The sequence below is a fragment of the Candidatus Blastococcus massiliensis AP3 genome (genome assembly GCF_000582785.1).
Lineage (GTDB): Bacteria > Actinomycetota > Actinomycetes > Mycobacteriales > Geodermatophilaceae > Blastococcus > Blastococcus massiliensis.
In genome coordinates this window covers 1,398,966-1,417,886 of the sequence record NZ_HG931173.1, presented here as the reverse complement: position 1 = coordinate 1,417,886, position 18,921 = coordinate 1,398,966, and the positions used below count along the sequence as shown (strand labels likewise).

The 18,921-nt window shown below is 73.5% G+C and carries 21 protein-coding genes; 9 read left to right on the top strand and 12 right to left on the bottom strand.

Going from position 1 to position 18,921, the window contains the following annotated elements:
* The 3 genes from BN344_RS07050 to BN344_RS07040 all read right to left on the bottom strand — a co-directional run.
* The coding region (locus BN344_RS07050; RefSeq protein WP_081788406.1) for a transglycosylase domain-containing protein at positions 1–2,268 on the bottom strand (2,268 nt) is incomplete at its 3' end.
* Positions 2,269–2,309: 41 nt separating this feature from the next.
* A complete protein-coding gene (locus BN344_RS07045) occupies positions 2,310–3,485 on the bottom strand; it encodes an ArsA family ATPase (RefSeq protein ID WP_231486567.1) in 1,176 nt (391 codons plus the stop codon).
* Complete coding sequence (locus BN344_RS07040) at positions 3,482–4,504, bottom strand: ArsA-related P-loop ATPase (RefSeq protein ID WP_051515721.1); 1,023 nt, start codon at positions 4,502–4,504, stop codon at positions 3,482–3,484. The genes BN344_RS07045 and BN344_RS07040 overlap by 4 nt, the downstream gene beginning before the upstream one ends.
* A 143-nt stretch (positions 4,505–4,647) precedes the next feature.
* Between BN344_RS07040 and BN344_RS20185 the strand changes: the two genes are divergently transcribed.
* Genes BN344_RS20185 through BN344_RS07030 form a run of 3 tightly spaced genes read left to right on the top strand, consistent with a single transcriptional unit; the run spans position 4,648 to position 6,076 of the window.
* A complete protein-coding gene (locus BN344_RS20185) occupies positions 4,648–4,818 on the top strand; it encodes a DUF4177 domain-containing protein (RefSeq protein WP_166518195.1) in 171 nt (56 codons plus the stop codon).
* Positions 4,815–5,285: a RidA family protein gene (locus tag BN344_RS07035; RefSeq protein WP_040337497.1), complete on the top strand. Its 471-nt coding sequence runs from the start codon at positions 4,815–4,817 to the stop codon at positions 5,283–5,285. Before BN344_RS20185 ends, BN344_RS07035 begins: the two co-directional genes overlap by 4 nt.
* A complete protein-coding gene (locus tag BN344_RS07030) occupies positions 5,282–6,076 on the top strand; it encodes an NUDIX hydrolase (protein ID WP_040337496.1) in 795 nt (264 codons plus the stop codon). The genes BN344_RS07035 and BN344_RS07030 overlap by 4 nt, the downstream gene beginning before the upstream one ends.
* Positions 6,077–6,180: 104 nt before the next feature.
* On the opposite strand, the gene BN344_RS07025 is transcribed toward BN344_RS07030, so the two are convergent.
* Both BN344_RS07025 and BN344_RS07020 read right to left on the bottom strand, forming a co-directional pair.
* Positions 6,181–6,855, bottom strand: coding sequence for a Crp/Fnr family transcriptional regulator (locus BN344_RS07025; protein WP_040337495.1), 675 nt, complete (start codon positions 6,853–6,855; stop codon positions 6,181–6,183).
* 139 nt (positions 6,856–6,994) lie between these two features.
* Positions 6,995–7,234, bottom strand: coding sequence for a hypothetical protein (locus BN344_RS07020; protein ID WP_040337494.1), 240 nt, complete (start codon positions 7,232–7,234; stop codon positions 6,995–6,997).
* Positions 7,235–7,334: 100 nt separating this feature from the next.
* Here BN344_RS07020 and nth point away from each other — a divergent pair, with 100 nt between their 5' ends.
* Genes nth through BN344_RS06995 form a run of 5 tightly spaced genes read left to right on the top strand, consistent with a single transcriptional unit; the run spans position 7,335 to position 11,086 of the window.
* Positions 7,335–8,135 carry an endonuclease III gene (gene nth, locus BN344_RS07015; RefSeq protein ID WP_081788405.1) on the top strand — a complete coding sequence of 267 codons (801 nt, stop codon included), beginning with the start codon at positions 7,335–7,337 and terminating at the stop codon, positions 8,133–8,135.
* Positions 8,135–8,695, top strand: a complete 561-nt coding sequence (locus BN344_RS07010; protein WP_040337492.1) for a TlpA family protein disulfide reductase — start codon at positions 8,135–8,137, stop codon at positions 8,693–8,695. Before nth ends, BN344_RS07010 begins: the two co-directional genes overlap by 1 nt.
* Complete coding sequence (locus tag BN344_RS07005; protein ID WP_040337491.1) at positions 8,692–9,456, top strand: NUDIX hydrolase; 765 nt, start codon at positions 8,692–8,694, stop codon at positions 9,454–9,456. The genes BN344_RS07010 and BN344_RS07005 overlap by 4 nt, the downstream gene beginning before the upstream one ends.
* Positions 9,453–9,902 carry a cupredoxin domain-containing protein gene (locus BN344_RS07000; protein WP_231486565.1) on the top strand — a complete coding sequence of 150 codons (450 nt, stop codon included), beginning with the start codon at positions 9,453–9,455 and terminating at the stop codon, positions 9,900–9,902. Before BN344_RS07005 ends, BN344_RS07000 begins: the two co-directional genes overlap by 4 nt.
* A 2-nt stretch (positions 9,903–9,904) precedes the next feature.
* Positions 9,905–11,086: a MarP family serine protease gene (locus BN344_RS06995; RefSeq protein WP_040337489.1), complete on the top strand. Its 1,182-nt coding sequence runs from the start codon at positions 9,905–9,907 to the stop codon at positions 11,084–11,086.
* Between the two features lie 94 nt (positions 11,087–11,180).
* Here BN344_RS06995 and BN344_RS06990 read toward each other — a convergent pair whose 3' ends face one another.
* From BN344_RS06990 to acs, 3 genes are all read right to left on the bottom strand, one after another.
* Positions 11,181–12,107: an alpha/beta fold hydrolase gene (locus tag BN344_RS06990; protein ID WP_040337488.1), complete on the bottom strand. Its 927-nt coding sequence runs from the start codon at positions 12,105–12,107 to the stop codon at positions 11,181–11,183.
* Positions 12,108–12,137: 30 nt separating this feature from the next.
* Entirely contained in the window at positions 12,138–12,647 is a 510-nt protein-coding gene (locus BN344_RS06985; protein ID WP_040337487.1) for a phage holin family protein, read from the bottom strand.
* Positions 12,648–12,796: 149 nt separating this feature from the next.
* Positions 12,797–14,746 carry an acetate--CoA ligase gene (acs, locus tag BN344_RS06980; protein WP_040337486.1) on the bottom strand — a complete coding sequence of 650 codons (1,950 nt, stop codon included), beginning with the start codon at positions 14,744–14,746 and terminating at the stop codon, positions 12,797–12,799.
* 138 nt (positions 14,747–14,884) lie between these two features.
* Here acs and BN344_RS06975 point away from each other — a divergent pair, with 138 nt between their 5' ends.
* On the top strand, positions 14,885–15,592 hold the full coding sequence (locus BN344_RS06975; protein WP_040337485.1) for a (2Fe-2S)-binding protein: 708 nt from the start codon (positions 14,885–14,887) through the stop codon (positions 15,590–15,592).
* A gap of 55 nt (positions 15,593–15,647) precedes the next feature.
* On the opposite strand, the gene BN344_RS06970 is transcribed toward BN344_RS06975, so the two are convergent.
* From BN344_RS06970 to BN344_RS06955, 4 genes are read right to left on the bottom strand one after another with little or no spacing between them, the layout of a single operon-like run.
* Positions 15,648–16,811, bottom strand: a complete 1,164-nt coding sequence (locus BN344_RS06970) for an acyl-CoA dehydrogenase family protein (protein ID WP_040337484.1) — start codon at positions 16,809–16,811, stop codon at positions 15,648–15,650.
* 32 nt (positions 16,812–16,843) lie between these two features.
* Positions 16,844–17,230, bottom strand: coding sequence for a DUF202 domain-containing protein (locus BN344_RS18940; protein ID WP_051515605.1), 387 nt, complete (start codon positions 17,228–17,230; stop codon positions 16,844–16,846).
* Positions 17,230–17,589, bottom strand: a complete 360-nt coding sequence (locus BN344_RS06960; protein ID WP_040337483.1) for a YidH family protein — start codon at positions 17,587–17,589, stop codon at positions 17,230–17,232. The genes BN344_RS18940 and BN344_RS06960 overlap by 1 nt, the downstream gene beginning before the upstream one ends.
* Positions 17,589–18,890 carry an alkyl sulfatase dimerization domain-containing protein gene (locus BN344_RS06955; protein ID WP_051515718.1) on the bottom strand — a complete coding sequence of 434 codons (1,302 nt, stop codon included), beginning with the start codon at positions 18,888–18,890 and terminating at the stop codon, positions 17,589–17,591. The genes BN344_RS06960 and BN344_RS06955 overlap by 1 nt, the downstream gene beginning before the upstream one ends.
* Between the last annotated feature and the right edge of the window lie 31 nt (positions 18,891–18,921).

The following is an 18,921-nucleotide window of genomic DNA, read 5'->3' as shown; positions in this document are numbered from 1 at the left end:
CGACGGCTGCGTCGGCTCGGGCGCCGGGGCCGGCGCGGGGGCGGGCTGGGGGACGGGCTGGGGGCCGCGGCTGACCAGGATCGACACCGGCTCGTTGACGTAGGCATCCTGGCCGGCCGCCGGGCTGGTGCCCAGGAACGTGCCGGCCGACTGGCTGCTGTCGACCCGCGTCGTCGTCGTCCGGAAACCGGCGTCGCGGAGGACCTGCTCGCATTCGGTGACGGAGGAGCAGTTCGGCACGGGCAGGCTGCGGCCGCTCACCACCTGCGGATCGGCCGGCGGGAAGGGCACGGCGGGCTGGTTGGTGAGGATCGGCGCCATGGCGTCGTGCCAGATCGTCGCCGGCTTGCCGCCGCCGTAGCCGCCGACGTCCTGGTTCTCCTTCGGGTTGAGCACCATCACGCTGGCCGTGTACTGCGGCGTGTAGCCGACGAAGGCCACGGAGAAGTTGTTCTGCGAGGTGCCGGTCTTGCCGGCGATCTCGTGACCGGGGATGGCGGCCCGGGTGCCGGTGCCCTCGGGCCTGCTGACGTCGCCGATGAGGATCTGGTTCAGCGTGGTGGCCACGCCGGGCGGGATCGCCTCCGGCGTGCACGAGTTCTCGGACCACACCGGGGTGCCGTCGTCCTTCTCGAGGGGCTTGCCGAAGCGGTCGAGGACCCCGGCGATGGGCGTGGGCGGGCACGCCGTCCCGCTGGCCGCCATCGTGCTGTAGGCGCTGGCCAGGTCCAGCGGGCTGGTCGCGTGCGGTCCGAGCACGAAGGAGCCCTGACGGCCCTCGATGATGTCGTCGGCGACCGCGTCGATGGACCGCAGCCCCATCGCCTGGGCCATCCGCACCGGCTTCTCGACGCTGCCGAGCTCGTCCAGCAGCGCGAGGAAGTAGGTGTTGGACGAGCGGACCAGGGCGCCGGTCATGTCCAGGGTGTTCGGGTAGCTGGTGCCGACGTTGGAGACGTCGTACGCCGGTCCGCGCGTACCGCCGTTCTCCTTGAATACCCGGGAGACGTAGGTGTTCGGGGTCGTGATCGTGTGGCTCGGCGCGAAACCCTCCGCGAGCGCGGCGGCGGCGACGAAGGTCTTGTAGGTCGAGCCCGCGCCCTGGCTGGCCCGGGCGTTGAGGATCACCGACTCGCACTCCGGCCCCTCGCAGCCGAAGCGCCGGTTGACGCTCATGGCCAGCAGGTTGCCGGTGCCCGGCTCCAGCGCGGTGTACATGCCTGCCAGCGGGTCGCCCATGGGCAGCGTGTTGAGCACCGCCTGGTCGCCGGCGCGCTGCATGTCGGGACGCAGCGTCGTCTGGATGGTGAGCCCGCCGGTCCTGAGCTGGCTCTCGGTGAGGCCGAGCTCCCCGACCAGGTACTCGAGCGCGTAGGCGCAGAAGAAGCCACCGATGGTGGCGTCGATGCAGCCGTTCGGGGGTGCGATACCGGGCGCCACCTCCACCGGGGTGGGCGTGATCTCGACGAACTCCTGCTCCGAGATGTAGCCGAGGTCGAACATCCGCTGCAGCACCACGTTGCGCCGGGCCTGGGCGTTCTCCGGGTTGCTGATCGGGTCGTCGTAGAAGGGGCGCTGCACCAGCCCGGCCAGCATCGCCGCCTGCGGCAGGGTGAGCTCGGCGGCGCTGACGCTGAAGTACTGCTGGGCGGCGGCCTGGATGCCGTAGGCGCCCTTCCCGAAGTACACGAGGTTCAGGTAGCGGGTGAGGATCTCGTCCTTGCCGTAGGTCTCCTCGAGGGCGAGCGCCAGCCGGGCCTCGCGCAGCTTGCGGGCCGGCGTCTGCTCGGTGGCGGCGTCGCGCTCCTCGGGGGAGTCGGCCGTCTGCAGGAGCGTCTGCTTCACCAGCTGCTGGGTGAGCGTGGAGCCGCCCTCCTGGACGGAGCCCGCGGAGAGGTTCTTCACCAGTGCCCGCATCGTGCCCTGCACGTCGAGACCGTTGTGCTCGTAGAACCGCGAGTCCTCGATGGCGACCAGCGCCTGCTTCATGACGTCGGCGATCTGGTCCGACGTCACCGGCGTGCGGTTCTTCTCGTACAGATGGGTGATCAGCGAACCGTCGGCCGCGAGCACCTCGGTCGGGCCGGCCGGCGTGGCGTCGGTGAGCTCGACCGGCAGGGCGTCGAGCAGGTCCGCCGAGTTGCGGGCCACCAGCCCGCCGCCGCCCACCCACGGCAGCAGGAGGGCAGCCAGCAGCACGCCGGCGACGACGATCGTCATCGCCAGCCGGGCGATCAGGCGGGTCTTGATACGGGCGTTCTCCGACATCGCCGCCCAGGGTACGGCGCGCGGGCTGCTCGACGCCCCGCTCAGGCGCGGCGCGCGGGCAGGATCCGCGTCCGCGGCGTCCCGGTCGGCGTGTCCGCGTCCGCGCCGGTCAGCTCGGCGGCCATGGTGCGCAACCCGTCGAGGTCGTGGACGTCGCCGGCGGCCGCCGGCACGGTCCGGACGGCGACCTCGGGATGGGCGCTGGTGAACCGGTCGGCCAGGTGCTGCTCCCGGGCCGCCTGCGTCATGCGCTCGGCGTGCACCCGCAGCGCGGCCGCGACGAACGTCGCCTCGGCACCGCCGGTCTCGAGCACCTCCTCGGCCGCGCCCTCGGCCCGGGTGGCCGACAGCGCCGCCGTCGCCGGCGGGTGGGTCCGGTTCACCACGAGCCCGGCCAGCGGCATGCCCTCGGCCGACAGCCGGTCGACGAAGTAGGAGGCCTCGCGCAGGGCGTCGGGCTCCGGGGAGGCGACGACGACGAACCAGGTGCCGGGACGGCGGAGCAGCTCGTAGGTGGCCGTCGCGCGTTCGCGGAAGCCGCCGAACATGGTGTCCAGCGCCGCGACGAAGGCGGAGATGTCGCGCAGCAACTGCCCGCCGAGGATCTTCGAGACGATCCGGCTGAACAGCAGGAAGCCGGCGCTGGCGAACTTGAAGCCGGCCCGGCTGGGCGCCATGAGCAGCCGGATCATCGTCCCGTCGAGGAACCGGCCCATGCGGTTCGGGGCGTCGAGGAAGTCCAGTGCGGACCGCGACGGCGGGGTGTCCACGATGATCAGGTCCCACTGGTCGCTGGCCCGCAGCTGCCCCAGCTTCTCCATCGCCATGTACTCCTGCGTCCCGGAGAACGACGAGCTCAGGGTCTGGTAGAAGGGGTTGTCGAAGATCTGCTGGGCGCGATCGGGCGTCGAGTGAGCGGCGACGATGTCGTCGAACGTCCGCTTCATGTCCAGCATCATCGCGTGCAGTTCGCCGGGAGCCCCGGGGACGTCGACCCGCCGCGGCTCGTTGTCCAGCTCGGTCAGGCCCAGCGACTGGGCCAGCCGGCGGGCAGGGTCGATGGTGAGGACGACGACGGTGCGCCCCGCCTCGGCCGCGGCGAGCGCCAGCGCCGCCGAGGTGGTCGTCTTGCCGACGCCGCCGGCGCCGCAGCAGACCACGATCCGGGTCTCGGGGTCGGTGATCAGCGCCTGGAGGTCCATGGGGCGGGCGCTCACGCCATCCCTCCGGCGACGCCCGCGTCGGCCGGCGCGGCGGCGTCGCGCAGGTGCGCCTCGAGCAGGGCGGCCAGCTCGAACAGCGTGCCGAGGTCCATCGGGCCGGCGAGCAGGGGCAGCTCCACGGTCGGGCGGCCCAGGGCCTCGACCTCCGCGCGCAGCGCGTCCTGGCCGGCCCACCGTCGCGCGTGCTCGGTGACCTCGGCGACGAGGGCGGCGGCGAGCTCGGCCCCGCCGTTCAGGTGCGCGGCGGCCAGTGCCGGGGTCAGTTCGTCGGCGGTCAGCTCGCCCCGGGCGGCGCGGCCGAGCTGGGGCTCCGGCAGCACCGGCTCGGTGGCCATGTTGACCACGATCGAGCCCACCGGGAGCTCGGCCTTCGTCAGCTCGTCGATCGCGTCGGCGGTCTCCTGGACGGGCATGTCCTCGAGGATCGTGACCAGGTGGACCGTGGTCTGCGGCGAGCGCAGCACCGCCATGACGCCGTCGCTCTGCGTCTTGATGGGCCCCGAGCGGGCCAGTTGCCCCATCTCGGCGGTGACGCCCAGGAAGCGGGTGATCCGGCCGGTCGGGGGGGCGTCGACGACGACGGCGTCGTAGACGTGGCGGCCGTCCTTGCGGCGGCTCACGGCCTCCTTGATCTTGCCGGTGATGAGCACGTCGCGGAGCCCCGGCGCGATGGCGGTGGCGAAGTCGATGGCGCCCATCTTGCGCAGCGCCCGGCCGGCGCGGCGCAGGTTGTAGAACATGTCGAGGTAGTCCAGCAGGGCCTCCTCGACGTCGATGGCCAGGGCCTTGACCTCGCCGCCGCCGCGGGCCACCGCCACCCGCCGCTCCTCGTAGGGCAGCGGTGCGGTGTCGAAGAGCTGGGCGATGCCCTGCCGGCCCTCGGTCTCGACCAGGAGCACCGAGCGCCCGTCGGCGGCCAGCGCGAGCGCGAGGGCGGCGGCCACGGTGGTCTTGCCCGTCCCGCCCTTGCCCGTGACGACGTGCAGGCGTGGGGACGGCGGATCGGGGCTCACCACTCCAGCCTAGGAGCCGGAGGACCCTCCTGCCCTTCAGTGTTCGTCGGAGGACCACCCTTCCCCCAGGCCTCGCACGCTCGGCCCGGGTCCCTGAAGGGCGGCCGCTCCACCACCTGACCTGAGGCGCTAGCGTCGGGCACATGACCGAACCGGCACGCCAGCGGTGGGAGTACGCCACGATCCCGCTGCTCATCCACAACACCAAGGCGATCCTCGACTCCTGGGGCGTCGACGGGTGGGAACTGGTGACCGTCCTTCCCGGCCCCGGCGGCTCGGACCAGCTGGTGGCGTACCTCAAGCGACCGGCGTGACGGAGTCGTCCGGCTGGCACGCCCGCCTGGCCGAACTCGGCATCCGGCTGCCCCCGGTGGCGGCGCCGGTGGCCTCTTACGTCCCCGCCGTCCGCAGTGGCTCGCTGGTCTTCACCTCCGGTCAGCTGCCCTTCGTCGACGGCGGCCTGCGCCGCACCGGCAAGGTCGGCGGCTCGGTGGACGTCGAGGCGGCGGCGGCCGACGCCAAGGTGTGCGCGCTCAACGCCCTCGCCGCGATCGACGAGCTCGTCGGGCTGGACTCGGTGGCCCGGGTCGTCCGCGTCGTGGGTTACGTCGCCAGCGCCGAGGGGTTCACCGGCCAGCCGCGGGTGGTCAACGGGGCCAGCGAGTTCCTCGCCAAGATCTTCGGCGACGCCGGCCAGCACGCGCGCAGTGCGATCGGGGTGGCCGAGCTGCCCCTGGGGGCGCCGGTCGAGGTGGAGCTCACCGTGGAGCTGTCGGCGTGACCCCACCGGAGCCGCGCCAGGCCGCGACGGTGCTGCTGGTCCGCGACGGCTCCGCGGGCCTCGAGGTGTACCTGCTCCGGCGCACCACGGGCATGCCGTTCGCCGGGGGCATGACCGCCTATCCCGGCGGCGGGGTCGACGAGCGGGACGGCGACACCCAGATCGGCTGGGCGGGTCCCTCGCCGGCCGAGTGGGCGAGCGCCTTCGGCTGCGACGAGCGGCTCGCGCGCGAGCTGGTGTGCGCCGCGGTCCGCGAGACGTTCGAGGAGGCCGGCGTCCTGCTGGCCGGCCCGGCGGAGGGAACCGTCGTCCCGGACGTCAGCGGGGACGACTGGGAACAGCAGCGGCAGGCGTTGCTGAGCCACGAGCTGTCCCTGACCGAGCTGCTCGCCGACCGCGGGCTGGTGCTGCGCTCGGACCTGCTGCGGCCGTTCGCGCACTGGATCACCCCGCCGATGGAGTCCCGGCGGTACGACACGAAGTTCTTCGTGGCCGCGCTGCCGGCCGGCCAGGAGGCGCGGGACGTCTCCGGCGAGGCGGACGAGGCGGCCTGGCTGTCGCCGGCCGCCGCGCTGCAGCAGCACCGCGAGAGCACCCGGCCGATGCTGCCGCCGACGTCGCACACGCTGTCCCAGCTGGGGCGGTTCACCGATGTCGCCGCCGCGCTCGCGGGGTCGCCGCCGGACACGATGGAGCCGATCATGCCGGGCTTCGAGCAGGACGACGAAGGCCGCTGGGCCGTGCTCCCCGACGGCACCCGCGTCCCACTGGTCGCGCCCCTCAAGGCCTGATCGCGCCGAGTGGGCCCCGGAGGGGTCCGCGCAGGCGCGATGACGCGGCTCAACGCTTGCGGGGGACGGCTCCTGGTCGCGGTGTCGCCCGGAGGGCGACGGTGTTATCGGGCCCTTCGGCGGAGGCGCTCCTCGTCGAGGACGACGACGGACTTGCCCTGCAGCTGGATCCAGCCGCGGTGCACGAAGTCGGCCAGCGCCTTGTTCACGGTCTCGCGGGAGGCGCCGACGAGCTGCGCCAGCTCCTCCTGCGTGAGGTCGTGCTTGACGCGCAGGCCGTCGGTCTCGCGGCTGCCGAAGCGGTCGGCCATCTGCAGCAGCGCCTTGGCCACGCGGCCGGGCACGTCGGTGAAGATGAGGTCGGCGACCGAGTCGTTGGTGCGGCGCAGGCGGCGGGCCAGGACGCGCAGCAGCTGCTCGCCGATCTCCGGGTGGGCCTCGATCCACGGGCGGAGCACCGTCTGCGGCATGTGGGCCAGCCGCACGTCGGTGACCGCGGTGGCAGTCGCCGTCCGCGGACCGGGGTCGAAGACCGACAGCTCGCCGAACTGGTCCGAGGGACCCATGACGGCGAGCACGTTCTCGCGGCCGTCGGGGGCCCGGCGGGAGAGCTTGATCTTGCCGCTCATCACGATGTAGAGGCTGTCGCCGGGCTCGCCCTCGTTGAAGACGACGCGGCCGCGGGGGAGCGTGACGACGTCGAGGCGACTGATCACGGGGGCCACCGCGTCTTCCGAGAGACCCTGGAAGAGCCCCGACTGGGCCAGCACCTCGTCCACTGCACGTCCTTTCCCACTGCTGTTCGACGGGCGCCAGGCGTCCCGTGTCCGCTGGGAGTCTAGGCGGCTGTGCTACCGGTCACCCGTTCGGTGGGCGGCGGCGTCCCCCGTCGGAGCGAGTGGGCTGGCTCACAGCCCGTCAGACCATCGGCGGATTCGTGGTGGTTCCGAGCCCGCGGCGACGTCTGCGCCAGCGGAACATCGCCCGCCGGATCCCCGAGCGGGCGAGGGTGTCGACCTCGCCCCGGTTCGCGGTGTCGAGGAACTCGCCGACCTCGCGGGAGGACGGCGGACGGCGCAGCGGCTCCTCCACGCGCTCCATGACCAGCAGGAACGCGATCACCAGCGGCGGGAAGAGGATGACGCTCAGCGAGACCATTCCGCCCACCTCCTGGTGCCGTCGTCCTCAGGACCGCCTTGTCCGCCGGTCATCGTCCCACGGACGGTGACCGTCAGCAGGGCCGCCTACCCTCGACCGCGTGTCCGCCTCCGCTCCGTCGCCGGCCTACGCACGTCCGGCACCCCCTCGCCGGCCCACCCTGGCCGCCCGCACGGGGGCCGCACCCTTCGATCCCGCCGAGACGTCGCTGTCGCGTACCCGGCGCGCCCGCCGGATGGCCCGCGAGCTGGCGCTGATCCATCCGGACGCGCACTGCGAGCTGGACTTCACCGACGCCTTCGAGCTGCTGGTCGCCACGGTCCTGTCCGCGCAGACCACCGACAAGATGGTCAACAAGGTCACCCCGACGCTGTTCGCCCGCTACCCCGACGCCGTCGCGCTCGCCGGCGCCGACCGGGAGGAGCTGGAGACCATCCTCAAGCCCACCGGGTTCTTCCGCGCCAAGGCGAACTCCGTGCTGGGGCTGTCGCAGGCGCTGGTCGAGCGGTTCGACGGCGAGGTGCCGGGCCGCATGGCCGACCTCGTGACGCTCCCGGGCGTGGGCCGCAAGACCGCCAACGTCGTCCTCGGCAACGCGTTCGGCGTCCCGGGGCTGACCGTCGACACCCACTTCGGCCGGCTCGTCCGCCGCTTCGGCTGGACCGAGGAGGACGACCCGGTGAAGGTCGAGGCCGAGATCGGGGAGCTCATCCCGAAGAAGGAGTGGACCGACTTCTCCCACCGCGTGATCTTCCACGGCCGCCGGGTCTGCCACGCCAAGAAGGCGGCGTGCGGCGCCTGCGGGCTGGCGACGTGGTGCCCGTCGTTCGGCATCGGCCCGGTCGACCCCGAGGTGGCCCTGAAGCTGGTGAAGACCCCGGCCGCCTCGGACACCGAGTGATGCGCCGGGTCGCCGTCCTGGCCGCGGCACTGCTGGCCCTGACCGCATGCACGTCCGACGCCCGCAACCCCGACGAGCCACCGCGCACCGAGAGCACCCTGACCGCCTGCCCGGACCAGCCGGACCGGCCGGCGGCCGGCGGGGAGCTGCTCCCGGACCTCGACCTGGACTGCCCGGGCGGCGGCAGCCTCGACCTCGGCCGGGCGCCCGGGGTGCCGACCGTGGTCAACCTCTGGGGCAGCTGGTGCATCCCGTGCCGCAAGGAGCTGCCGATCCTCCAGGACTTCGCCCAGGGCGCCGGCGATGCCGTCCGCGTCGTGGGCGTGATCAGCCAGGACGGGCTCCCGCAGGCCGAGTCCTTCGCCCACGACGCGGAGGTCTTCTTCCCCAACGCCTTCGACGGCGAGGGCGACCTCATGATCGAGCTCGGCCTCAACGCGCTGCCGATCACCTACTTCCTCGACGCCGCCGGGGGCGTCGCGCACGTCCAGCGCAAGCCGTTCACCTCGGTCGACGAACTGCGGGCCCTGACCGCGCAGCACCTAGGGGTACAGCTGTGACCGCGCCGGCCGGGGTCCTCGACGGGCTGCCCGACTACCTGCGGCGGCTGCTCGACGGCGCCCACGACCTGCCGCTGGCCCGCCGGATGCCCGAGCCTTCGGCGACGGCCCGCCGCGCGGCCGTGCTCATCCTCTTCGGGGAGGGCCCGACCGGTCCGGACCTGCTGTTCATCGAGAAGTCGGCGCACCTGCGCAGCCACGCCGGCCAGCCGGCGTTCCCCGGTGGGGGTGCGGAGACCGGCGACGACTTCCCGATCGGCACGGCGCTGCGGGAGGCCCACGAGGAGGCCGGGATCGACCCCGAGGGCGTCCACGTCCTCGCCACGCTTCAGGAGCTGTACCTGCCGCCGTCCAACCGGCTCGTCGTGCCGGTCGTGGGCTGGTGGGACGACCCGCGCGACGTCACCGTCGGCGATCCGCACGAGGTGGCGCGGGTGGCCCGGGTGCCGCTGACCGAGCTCGTCGACCCGGCGAACCGCTACCGGCTGCGTCATCCGTCCGGGTACATCGGCCCCGCCTTCGCGGTCGCGGACATGGAGATCTGGGGCTTCACCGCCGGTCTGGTCGACGCGATCCTCGAGGCGGCCGGGCTGACGCGGCCGTGGGACACCAGCGACGTCCGGTCGATGGGCGCCCCGAGGCTGAGCCCGTACACCCTGCCCGGCTCCGGCGACGACGACCCGGCCGGCGACGCCGCCGCGCCGACCCTCGCCGATCCGGCCCCGGACGGTGCCGTCACGCGTACGGTTCCACCCCGATGATGCGCACGAAGGCCGTTGCCGTCGTGGTCGCCGTCGCGGCGACCCTCCTGCTCGCCGGGTGCGGCTCCGACGGCGGGAGCAGCAGCGGGAACCCGACGGCGGCACCGACCGCCGGGCTCGGCGAGGTGACCATCGCCGACGACGGCGTCCAGGAGGTCACCCTGCAGACCCAGGACGACTTCGTCTTCACCCCCGACCGGTTCACCGTGGCCCCGGGGAAGGTGCGGCTGACGCTGGTGAACGCGGCCAGGGAGATGACCCACAACCTGGAGTTCGACGAGGGCGAGGGGCCCGAGCCCATCGGCGCGGGTATCGACTTCCTCGCGCCGGGGCAGGAGCTGACCATCGACTTCGAGGTCACGGTGCCGGGGGACCACCCCTTCACCTGCACCTTCCACACGCAACAGGGCCAGGTGGGCACGATGACCGTGAGCCAGGAGCCCTGACGGTGTCCCTCGTCGATGTGGTGCTGATCGGGCTCGCGCTCGTCTTCGCGCTGTCCGGCTTCCGGCAGGGGCTGCTGGTCTCGGCCACCTCGATCGCCGGCTTCCTCGCGGGCGCCGTCGTGGGTGCGCAGCTGTCCGGTCCGGTGGCCGACAGCATCGAGGGGTCCAGCGTCACGCGGGTCTTCGTCGCGCTCGTCGTCGTCCTGGCGGGGGCCCTCCTCGGGCAGATCCTGGCCGGTGCCGTCGGGCGGGCCGTGCGCCGCAAGGTCACCTGGGAACCGGCCAAGATGCTGGACTCGGTCGCGGGCGCCGTCGTCTCGGCCGTCGCGGTGCTGCTCGTGGCGTGGATGGTGGCCTCGCCGCTGGCCACCTCGCCGTTCCCGGAGGTGGCCGGGCAGGTACGGCAGTCGGCGCTGGTCCAGGCCGTCGACAACAGCGTCCCCTCCGGCGTGCGGTCGGTCTACGACAACCTCCGGCAGGCCATCGACCGGCGCGGCCTCCCCGACGTCCTCGACCCGCTCACCCCGACGCAGGTGCGCGACGTGCCCCCTCCGGACCCGGCGCTGGCGGGCAGCGGCGTCGTGGCGTCCGTCCAGGGCTCGGTGGTGAAGATCCGGGGCATCGCGCCGTCGTGCTCGCGGCAGATCGACGGTTCGGGGTTCGTCTACGCGCGGGAGCGGGTGATGACCAACGCCCACGTGCTCGCCGGTGTCACCGAGCCGACCGTCGAGGCCGAGGGCGAGGAGTACGACGCGCGGACGGTGTTCGTCGACGAAGCGATCGACGTCGCCGTGCTGGCCGTCCCCGGCCTGCCGCAGGTGCCGCTCTCGTTCACGCCTCAGCCCGCCGGGGCCGGCGACGACTCGATCATCATGGGTTACCCCGGCGGCGGGGACCTCTACGTCGGGGCGGCCCGGATCCGCGACCGTGGCGACATCAGCGGCCCGGACTTCCGCAACTCGCGCACCGTCGTCCGCGACGTCTACGCGCTGTTCGGCACCGTGCGGGCCGGCAACTCCGGCGGGCCGCTGTTCGCTCCCGACGGGAGCGTCCTCGGGGTGATCTTCGCGTCGGCCATCGACGACCCGAACACCGGTTACGCGCTCACCGGACCGCAGGTCACCGGCGCCGCGGTGGCCGGCGAGGGCGCCCGCGCCGCGGTGGACACCGGACCCTGCGAGTAGAAGGACCCCCTCGCCCCCCGACCTTCGCAAGCTCAGGCCGGGCCCCTGCGAGGGGGCCGTTCCAGCACGTCACGGAGCGGGCCGCTCCGCTGCGCTACGCAACCCACTCCACGATGGCGCGGGTGATGTCGGCGGGGGCCTCTTCGGGGAGGAAGTGGCCGAGGCCGGGGAGTTCGCGCCACTCGTAGGCCCCGGCCACGTACCGGCCCGAGCCGCGGGCGCTGTCGGGCAGCACGCAGGGGTCGGCCCCGCCGTGCAGCTGCAGGGTCGGCGCGGTGATCGGCGCCGCCATCCGCCGGGCGTAGCGGAGCCCATCGGGTCGCAGCTGGGAACGGCCCGCCCAGCGGTGGTACTCCATCGCCCCGTACGCCGCCTGCGGGATGCGTGCCGCGTCGCGGTACCGCGCCACCGCCTGGGCGAAGTCGGCGCTGCGCGCCCACTCCGGCCCCGCCCAGCGCCGCATGAGGTCGGCGACGGGGTCGTCGTCCGCGCGGGTGAGCCGCTTCTCCGGCACCCGCGGCACCTGGAACCCCAGCGCGTAGCGCGACGCGCGCCGCTGGCGCGGATCGGTCATCGAGGCCCGCAGCCGACGCGGGTGGGCCATCGACAGGACGACGAGGCGGCGCACGGTCCGGGGGTGCAGGGCGGCCATCGTCCAGCCGAGCAGGCCGCCCCAGTCGTGCCCGACGACGACGGCGTCCCGCTCGCCCAGCGCCCGGACCAGCGCGGCCACGTCGGCCGAGAGGGTGGGCAGGTCGTAGCCGCGGGGCGGCTTGTCGCTGGCTCCGTAGCCCCGCAGGTCGGGGGCGACGGCGCGGAACCCCGCGTCGGCCAGGGCGGTCAGCTGCGCGCGCCAGGTCCACCAGAACTGGGGGAAGCCGTGCAGCAGCAGGACCAGGGGGCCCTCACCGGCCTCGGCCGCGTGCAGCCGGACGCCGTTGGCGGAGACGTCCCGGTGGGTCCACGGTCCGGGCAGCAGGACGCTCGTGGCGTCCGGCTGCCCGGGGGATGCGGGCGTCACCGGGGAGCTCCGTGATCCAGGAGCGGGCGCTCAGACGCTGTAGTGCCCGGTCCCCGGCCGGCGGACCTGGCCGTTGCTCACCTCGGGGACGGTGCGGTGCCGCTGACCCGGCGCCTCGCGGTGCAGCACGTCGGGCAGGTCGGACAGGGTCTCGAGGGTGCGCTCGGGCTTCTCGACCTTCTTGAGCATCCGCTTGCCGATCAGCGCCGCGGCTCCGGCGACCAGGAACAGGAAGAGGGTCACGATGCCGAAGGCCACCCAGCGCCAGAGCCAGATGTCGAGCACCTCGGCCACGGTGATGAACAGGTAGATCGAGGCGAAGGCGACCAGGACGCCGGCCGCGGCGAACAGGGCGACGCTGATGCCGGCCTTCTTCGCCGATCCGCTGATCTCGGTCTTGGCCAGCTCGACCTCGGCGCGGATCAGGGTGGAGACGTCGGCCATCGCACTCTGGACGAGCGTGCCGACCGAGGGCTCCTCGATCGCCGCCGGACGGACGGCCGGGGACGCGCCGGATGCGCTGGAGACGCTGTGCGCCACGGGGAGCTCCTTCTTCGACGGTGGTGCTGGTCAGGAGAATCGTGCCGCACGACGTTCCACGGCGCCCCTGCACGTCCTCCGACGGGGTCAGAGAGACCGGTCCGAGGGGCCGAAATGGCCATGTTGGCCCCGCGGACGGGGTCCTTTCTTCAGTCCTCGGAGGGTGCCGCGGGCAGCTTCTCCTTGATCAGGTTCATCACCGACGAGTCGGTCAGCGTCGTGACGTCGCCCAGCTCGCGGTTCTCCGCGATGTCGCGCAGCAGCCGGCGCATGATCTTCCCGGAGCGGGTCTTGGGCAGCTCCTGGACGACCATGATCTGCCGCGGCTTCGCGATCGGGCCGATGTCCTTCGCGACGTGCGTCTTCAGTGTCTGCACGAGCTCGTCGCCGGAGTCCACCGCGTCCCCGCGCAGGATCACGAAGGCCACGATCCCCTGGCCGGTCGTCGGGTCGCTGGCCCCGACGACGGCGGCCTCGGCGACCGTCGGGTGGCCGACGAGCGAGGACTCGACCTCCGTCGTGGAGATGCGGTGGCCGGAGACGTTCATGACGTCGTCCACCCGGCCGAGCAGCCAGATGTTGCCGTCGGCGTCCTTCTTCGCGCCGTCGCCGGCGAAGTAGACGTTCTTCCCGAACCGCGACCAGTACGTGTCGACGTACCTGTCGTCGTCGCCCCAGATGGTGCGCAGCATCGACGGCCACGGCTCGGTGAGCACGAGCAGCCCGGTGGAGTCGTCGGAGAGCTCGTTGCCCTCGTCGTCGACCACCTTCGCGGAGATGCCCGGGAACGGGACCTGCGCGGAGCCCGGGACCAGCGACGTCACGCCCGGGAGCGGGTTGATCATGTGACCGCCGGTCTCGGTCTGCCACCAGGTGTCGACGATCGGGCAGCGGCCACCGCCGATGTGCCGGTGATACCAGAGCCACGCCTCGGGGTTGATCGGCTCACCGACCGAGCCGAGTACGCGGAGGGTGGAGAGGTCGAAGCCGGCCGGGACGTCCTCGCCCCACTTCATGAACGTCCGGATGACCGTGGGCGCGGTGTAGAGGATGGTCACGCCGTACTTCTGGACGATCTCCCACCAGCGCCCGCGGTGCGGCGTCTCCGGCGTCCCCTCGTACATGACCGACGTCGCCCGGTTGGAGAGCGGGCCGTAGACGATGTAGCTGTGCCCGGTGACCCAGCCGACGTCGGCCGCGGTCCAGAAGACGTCGGTGTCGGGCTTGAGGTCGAAGCTCGCCCAGTGCGTGAAGCTGACCTGCGTCAGGTAGCCGCCGCTCGTGTGCAGGATGCCCTTCGGCTTCGCCGTGGTCCCCGACGTGTACATGATGTAGAGCGGGTGCTCGGCGTCGAAGAACTCGCAGGTGTGCTCGGTGGACTGCCGCCCGACGACGTCGTCCCACCAGAGGTCGCGGCCCTCGGCCCACTCCACGTCCTCGCCGGTCCGCTTCACGACGACGACGTTGCGGACGCCGGGGGAGCGGCTCACCGCGTCGTCCACCGCGGGCTTCAGCGCGCTCGCCGCTCCCCGGCGGTAGCCGCCGTCGGCGGTGATGACCAGGACGGCGCCGGCGTCGTCGAGCCGGCTGGCCAGGGCGTCCGCGGAGAACCCGCCGAACACGACCATGTGGACGGCGCCGATGCGGGCGCACGCCAGCATCGAGATCACCGTCTCCGGGATCATCGGCATGTAGATGGCGACCCGGTCGCCGGCGTTCACGCCGAGCTCGGTCAGCGCGTTGGCGGCCTGGCTGACCTCGTCCTTCAGCTGGGCGTAGGTGATCGTGCGGGTGTCGCCCGGCTCGCCCTCCCAGTGGTAGGCGACCTGGTCGCCGTGACCGGCCTCGACGTGCCGGTCGACGCAGTTGTAGGCGACGTTGAGCTTCCCGCCCACGAACCACTTGGCGAAGGGCGGGTTGCTCCAGTCGAGCACCTCGTCCCACTGCCGGTCCCAGGAGAGCCGCCCGGCCTGCTTCGCCCAGAAGGCCAGCCGGTCGGCCGCGGCCTCCTCGTAGACCTCGGGCCCCACGTTGGCACCCGCGGCGATCACCTCGGGCGGGGAGAAGGTCTGGCCGCCGGTCTCGGTCGTCCCGCTCATGCGCTACCTCCGTGTCCGGCGTCGACGGGAACCGGCGACGCAGCGTGGCTCAGATCACCGTATGGCCTGTCGGGTGCCCTCGTCTGCCCCGGAACGGCGGGCGGCCGGTTCCGTGCGGCGGCCGGTCAGACTGACCCCGTGCGAACGCCGGAGCAGGACGCCGCAGCCGCCCGGCTGCGCGGTGCCGCGGCGCTCGGGTTGCTGGTCCCGCCGGCCGCGGTGCGGGTGCCCGCCACCCGGCTGGCCGACCCGTCGTGGACGGCGGAGGTGCTCGACGCCCGCACCCCGCGGGGCCGACCGGTAGACCGCCGGGTGGTCGCGACCGTGTGGTGGTACTCGGCCTCGACCGTGCTGGTGACCCCGCCGCTGGCCGGGCTGGTGACCGGCATCCCGCTGTCCGCGAGGCTGGCGGACCTGACGGTGGCCCTGCTGCCCGGTGCGGCGCCGGTGGCGGCCGTGGCCCGTAGCGCCTCGGTGCCGGACCCGGCGGGGGACCTGCGGGAGTCGCTGGAGGCTGTCGTCGCGGCGGTCGCCGAGGCGGGTGGGGTGCGGGAGCGCCCGCTCTGGGCGATCGCCACCGACTCGCTGGCCAACCAGCTCCTCGCGCTGGGCCGCGCCGCGGGGGACATCGCCGCCGCGACGGCGCACGCGGCACCCCTGGCCGAGGCGATCGGCTCCCCGTTGCCGGTGCCCCGGTACGAGGACGTCGGCGGGGCCCGGTTCACCCGCCGGGCGTCGTGCTGCCTGGTCTACCGGCTGCCGTCGGGACCGCTGTGCACCTCGTGCCCCCGCCGTCCGCCGGCCGAGCGGCGCGCGCTGCTCGAGGAGGCGGCTCGCCGCTGGTGAGAGCCCCGGCGGTCCCCGGGGACTTTCGGCGCCGAAAGGCCCCCGGGGAGGGTGGTCAGGGGGAGTGCCGCACGTCCTGGAAGGGCACGTCCCGGTCCACCTCGGGCTCCCGGGGCAGGCCGAGCAGGCGCTCGCCGATGATGTTCCGCTGGATCTGGTCGGTGCCGCCGCCGATCGAGGTGAAGTAGGCGTTCATCGAGGCGAAGTTGGCGTCGTCCCCGTCCGGGTGGACCGGGCCCTCGAGCAGCGCCTCGGGTCCGACGATCGCCGACTGCACGCGACCGGTCTCGTGCACGATGCGCGACATCATCAGCTTGCCGAGCGAGTCCAGCGACGAGGAGCTGCCCTGCTCGCGCTCCGCCTGTGCGCGCTGGTTGTTCCAGCGGTTGACCGAGCGCAGCGCCGTCAGCCGGGCGAGGTCGCGGCGGATCAGGACGTCGTCGTCCCGGCCGTGGCGGCGGGCCAGGTCGACCAGGTCGGTGGCGCCGCGCCCGTTCGCCCGCGTCATCGCGCCGAGGTTGGTCTCCCCGAGCGCGACCCGCTCGTAGGCCAGCGCGGTCAGCAGCACCCGCCAGCCCTGGCCCGGCTCGCCCAGCATGTTGGCGGCCGGCACCCGGGCCCCGGTCAGGAAGACCTCGTTGAAGTGCGCCTCGCCGGTGATCTGGCGCAGCGGCCGGACCTCGACGCCGGGCTGGTCCATCGGCAGGAAGAAGAAGCTGAGCCCCCGGTGCTTGGCCACGGCCGGATCGGTGCGGGCCAGCAGCATCCCGAAGTCCGCGCCCGCGGCGTTCGACGTCCACACCTTCTGCCCGTCCACCACGTAGTCGGCGCCGTCGGGCACGGCGCTGGTGCGCACACCGGCCAGGTCCGACCCGGCGCCCGGCTCGCTGTAGAGCAGGCACATCCGCACCCGGTTCTCCAGCAGCGGCCGCAGCAGCCGCTCGCGCAGCTCGGCGCTGCCGTAGGTGAGCAGCGTGTTGGCCCACAGGTTCGTCCGGTCCTGGCCACTGCCCGGGGCGCCCACCCGGGCGAACTCGGCCTCCACGATGCTGGCCTGCGGCTCGGGCAGCTCCGAGCCGAACGCCGCGCGGGGCCACCGGGGCGTCGCGTACCCGGCTTCCACGACGGCGGCCAGCCACTCGCTCCGGTCGATCGCGGGGTCCCAGTGCGCGGCCAGCCAGGTGCGGACCCGCTCGCGGACCTCGTCGTCACTGCTCATCCCGTCGTCCTACCAGGTCGCGGGACGGGAAGTCAGGGGCCCAGGACGACGGTGGCCAGCGCCATCACGCCGACCAGGAGGATCAGCACGGTCACCGCCCCGTACAGCCGGGCGTCGGGGAGGTCCTCGTTCGTGCGCAGCCGCGTGTCGGCCGTGCGGTGCCGCAGCGCGGCGCGCGCACCGATCACGGTCACGAGGACCGTGGCGCAGGCGGCGAGGCCGACGGCCGCGACCGGCGACCGGTCCAGCAGCAGGCGACCGATGAGCAGGGCCGCCCCGTAACCGGAGAGCACCGTCCGCCGCCAGGCCAGCGTCGTCCGCTCGAGCTGGAGCCCCGGGTCCCACGGCGCGGGCCGGGACGTGGGGACCGGGCGCCGGCCCAGGAGCCGGGGACGGGTACGGCCGGTGGGACGGCTCATCAGACCAGCAGCAGGAGCGCCAGGCCGAGGGCGATGACCGCGATGCCCCCGGCCAGGACCGTGCCCATCCCCAGCCCGGGCAGCGGCTCCTGCCGTCGCATCGCCCGCTCGTTGGCCATCCACCGGGTGAAGGCGACCGCGCTGGCGGCCATGCCCAGGACGATCAGGGCGGCGGCCAGCGGCCGGTAGCCGCCGGCGTCGGCGTCCCCGGACTCGGCCAGGACGTCGACGGCGACACCCGCGACGACGAGGGCCAGGGAGGTGCGCAGCCACGCCAGGAACGTGCGTTCGTTGGCGAACGTGAACCGGGGGTCGGGCTCGTCACCCTCCCGGTAGACGCGGCCCGGCCAGCGCCCCACTAGTCCTGCGTCGGCGCGAGGAGGCGCGCGGACGGGCCCGCCTGGGGAGCGGCGCCCTCGGTCACCCGGCGGGACTCCGACGCCGCCCAGGTGAAGATGCCCCGCGCCATCAGCGACTCCTCGGCCCGCGCGCGGGCGTCGTAGACCTCGGCGCGGGCGGCGTGGGCGGTCGCGTCGTCGGCGTCGGCCTGCACGGCCAGCTCGGCGAAGTGCGCGGCCAGGCGCAGCTCCCCGCTGCCGGCGTAGCGGCGGGCGACGTCGGCCAGCGCCGTCGCCCCTCCGGCCAGCTCGGCGACGGCGGCGGCGAACTGCGCGTCGGGGGCCGGCTTGAGGTGCGCCGGGTTGCCGTCGTACCAGCCGGCGTAGCGCCGCCAGAGGTTGCGGACGATGAACTCCGGCTCGTCGTAGCGGGCCCGCAGGTAGGGCCGGTCGGCCAGGTGCGCCGGAGCGGAGACCTCGTGCACCAGCTCGTCCAGGCGGGCGCCGGCGTTCATGCCGGCGAGGGTCTGCTCGACGAGGCTCTCCAGCCACTCGGCGGTCTCGGTGAGCGCCTGCCGGATCCGCTCGGCGCCGAAGATCGGGGCGCCGTGCGAGGGCAGCATGATCTCCGCGCCCAGGGCGGCCATCCGGCGCATCGCGATCGCCCACTCGCGGGGGTAGCGCTGCACCTTCTGCGGGTTCCCGCAGTTCGGCGTCACCCAGATGAACATGTCCCCGGGGCAGAGGATGCGCTGCTCGGGCAGCCACGCCACCGTCGCGTCGTCGGTCTCGCCCTGGACGTGGAAGAGCTCCATCGTCAGGCCGCCGCGGGTCAGCGTCATGGCGTCGCGGTAGGTGACGTCGGGCCGGCGGTACTCGGTCGGCCAGGTCATGCCGGGTGCCTGGAACTGCCGCTGGTTGATGACGGCGTTGTAGCCGTTGGTGAGGATGTAGCGGTCGAACCGCTCACCGATGAGTTCCTGGGCGATGACCGTCGGCCGCGGGGTGTCCTCGGCGTCGAACGGCCCGACGCCGAAGACGTGGTCGATGTGCCCGTGCGAGAAGACCACCGTGCTGACCGGGGCGGGGCTCCACGCGCGCACCGCCTCGTGCAGGGCCTGGGCGCCCAGCGGGTTGCCGCTGTCGAACAGGATCAGCTCGCCGCCGGCGCGGAAGGTGACGACGTTGCCGAACCCCGGCTGGAAGCCGACGCCCTCGGTCACGTCGAGCACGCCCGTCCCGGCTCCGCTGCTCTGCGCGATGTTGTCGTCGGCGGCGCCGCGCCAGACGTCGTCGGCGTAGTCGATCAGTGAGCGCGTCATGCCGTCCACCGTGGCGGCTCGGGCGGGGCCG

Excerpts from the sequence above, each read along its gene's own strand:
- BN344_RS06955 (WP_051515718.1), bottom strand. The coding sequence starts at position 18,890 with ATGACGCGCTCACTGATCGACTACGCCGACGACGTCTGGCGCGGCGCC.
- acs (WP_040337486.1), bottom strand. The coding sequence starts at position 14,746 with ATGAGCGGGACGACCGAGACCGGCGGCCAGACCTTCTCCCCGCCCGAG.
- BN344_RS07020 (WP_040337494.1), bottom strand. The coding sequence starts at position 7,234 with ATGGTCTCGCTGAGCGTCATCCTCTTCCCGCCGCTGGTGATCGCGTTC.
- BN344_RS20185 (WP_166518195.1), top strand. The coding sequence starts at position 4,648 with ATGACCGAACCGGCACGCCAGCGGTGGGAGTACGCCACGATCCCGCTG.
- BN344_RS18940 (WP_051515605.1), bottom strand. The coding sequence starts at position 17,230 with ATGAGCCGTCCCACCGGCCGTACCCGTCCCCGGCTCCTGGGCCGGCGC.
- BN344_RS07000 (WP_231486565.1), top strand. The coding sequence starts at position 9,453 with ATGATGCGCACGAAGGCCGTTGCCGTCGTGGTCGCCGTCGCGGCGACC.
- BN344_RS07010 (WP_040337492.1), top strand. The coding sequence starts at position 8,135 with ATGCGCCGGGTCGCCGTCCTGGCCGCGGCACTGCTGGCCCTGACCGCA.
- BN344_RS06970 (WP_040337484.1), bottom strand. The coding sequence starts at position 16,811 with ATGAGCAGTGACGACGAGGTCCGCGAGCGGGTCCGCACCTGGCTGGCC.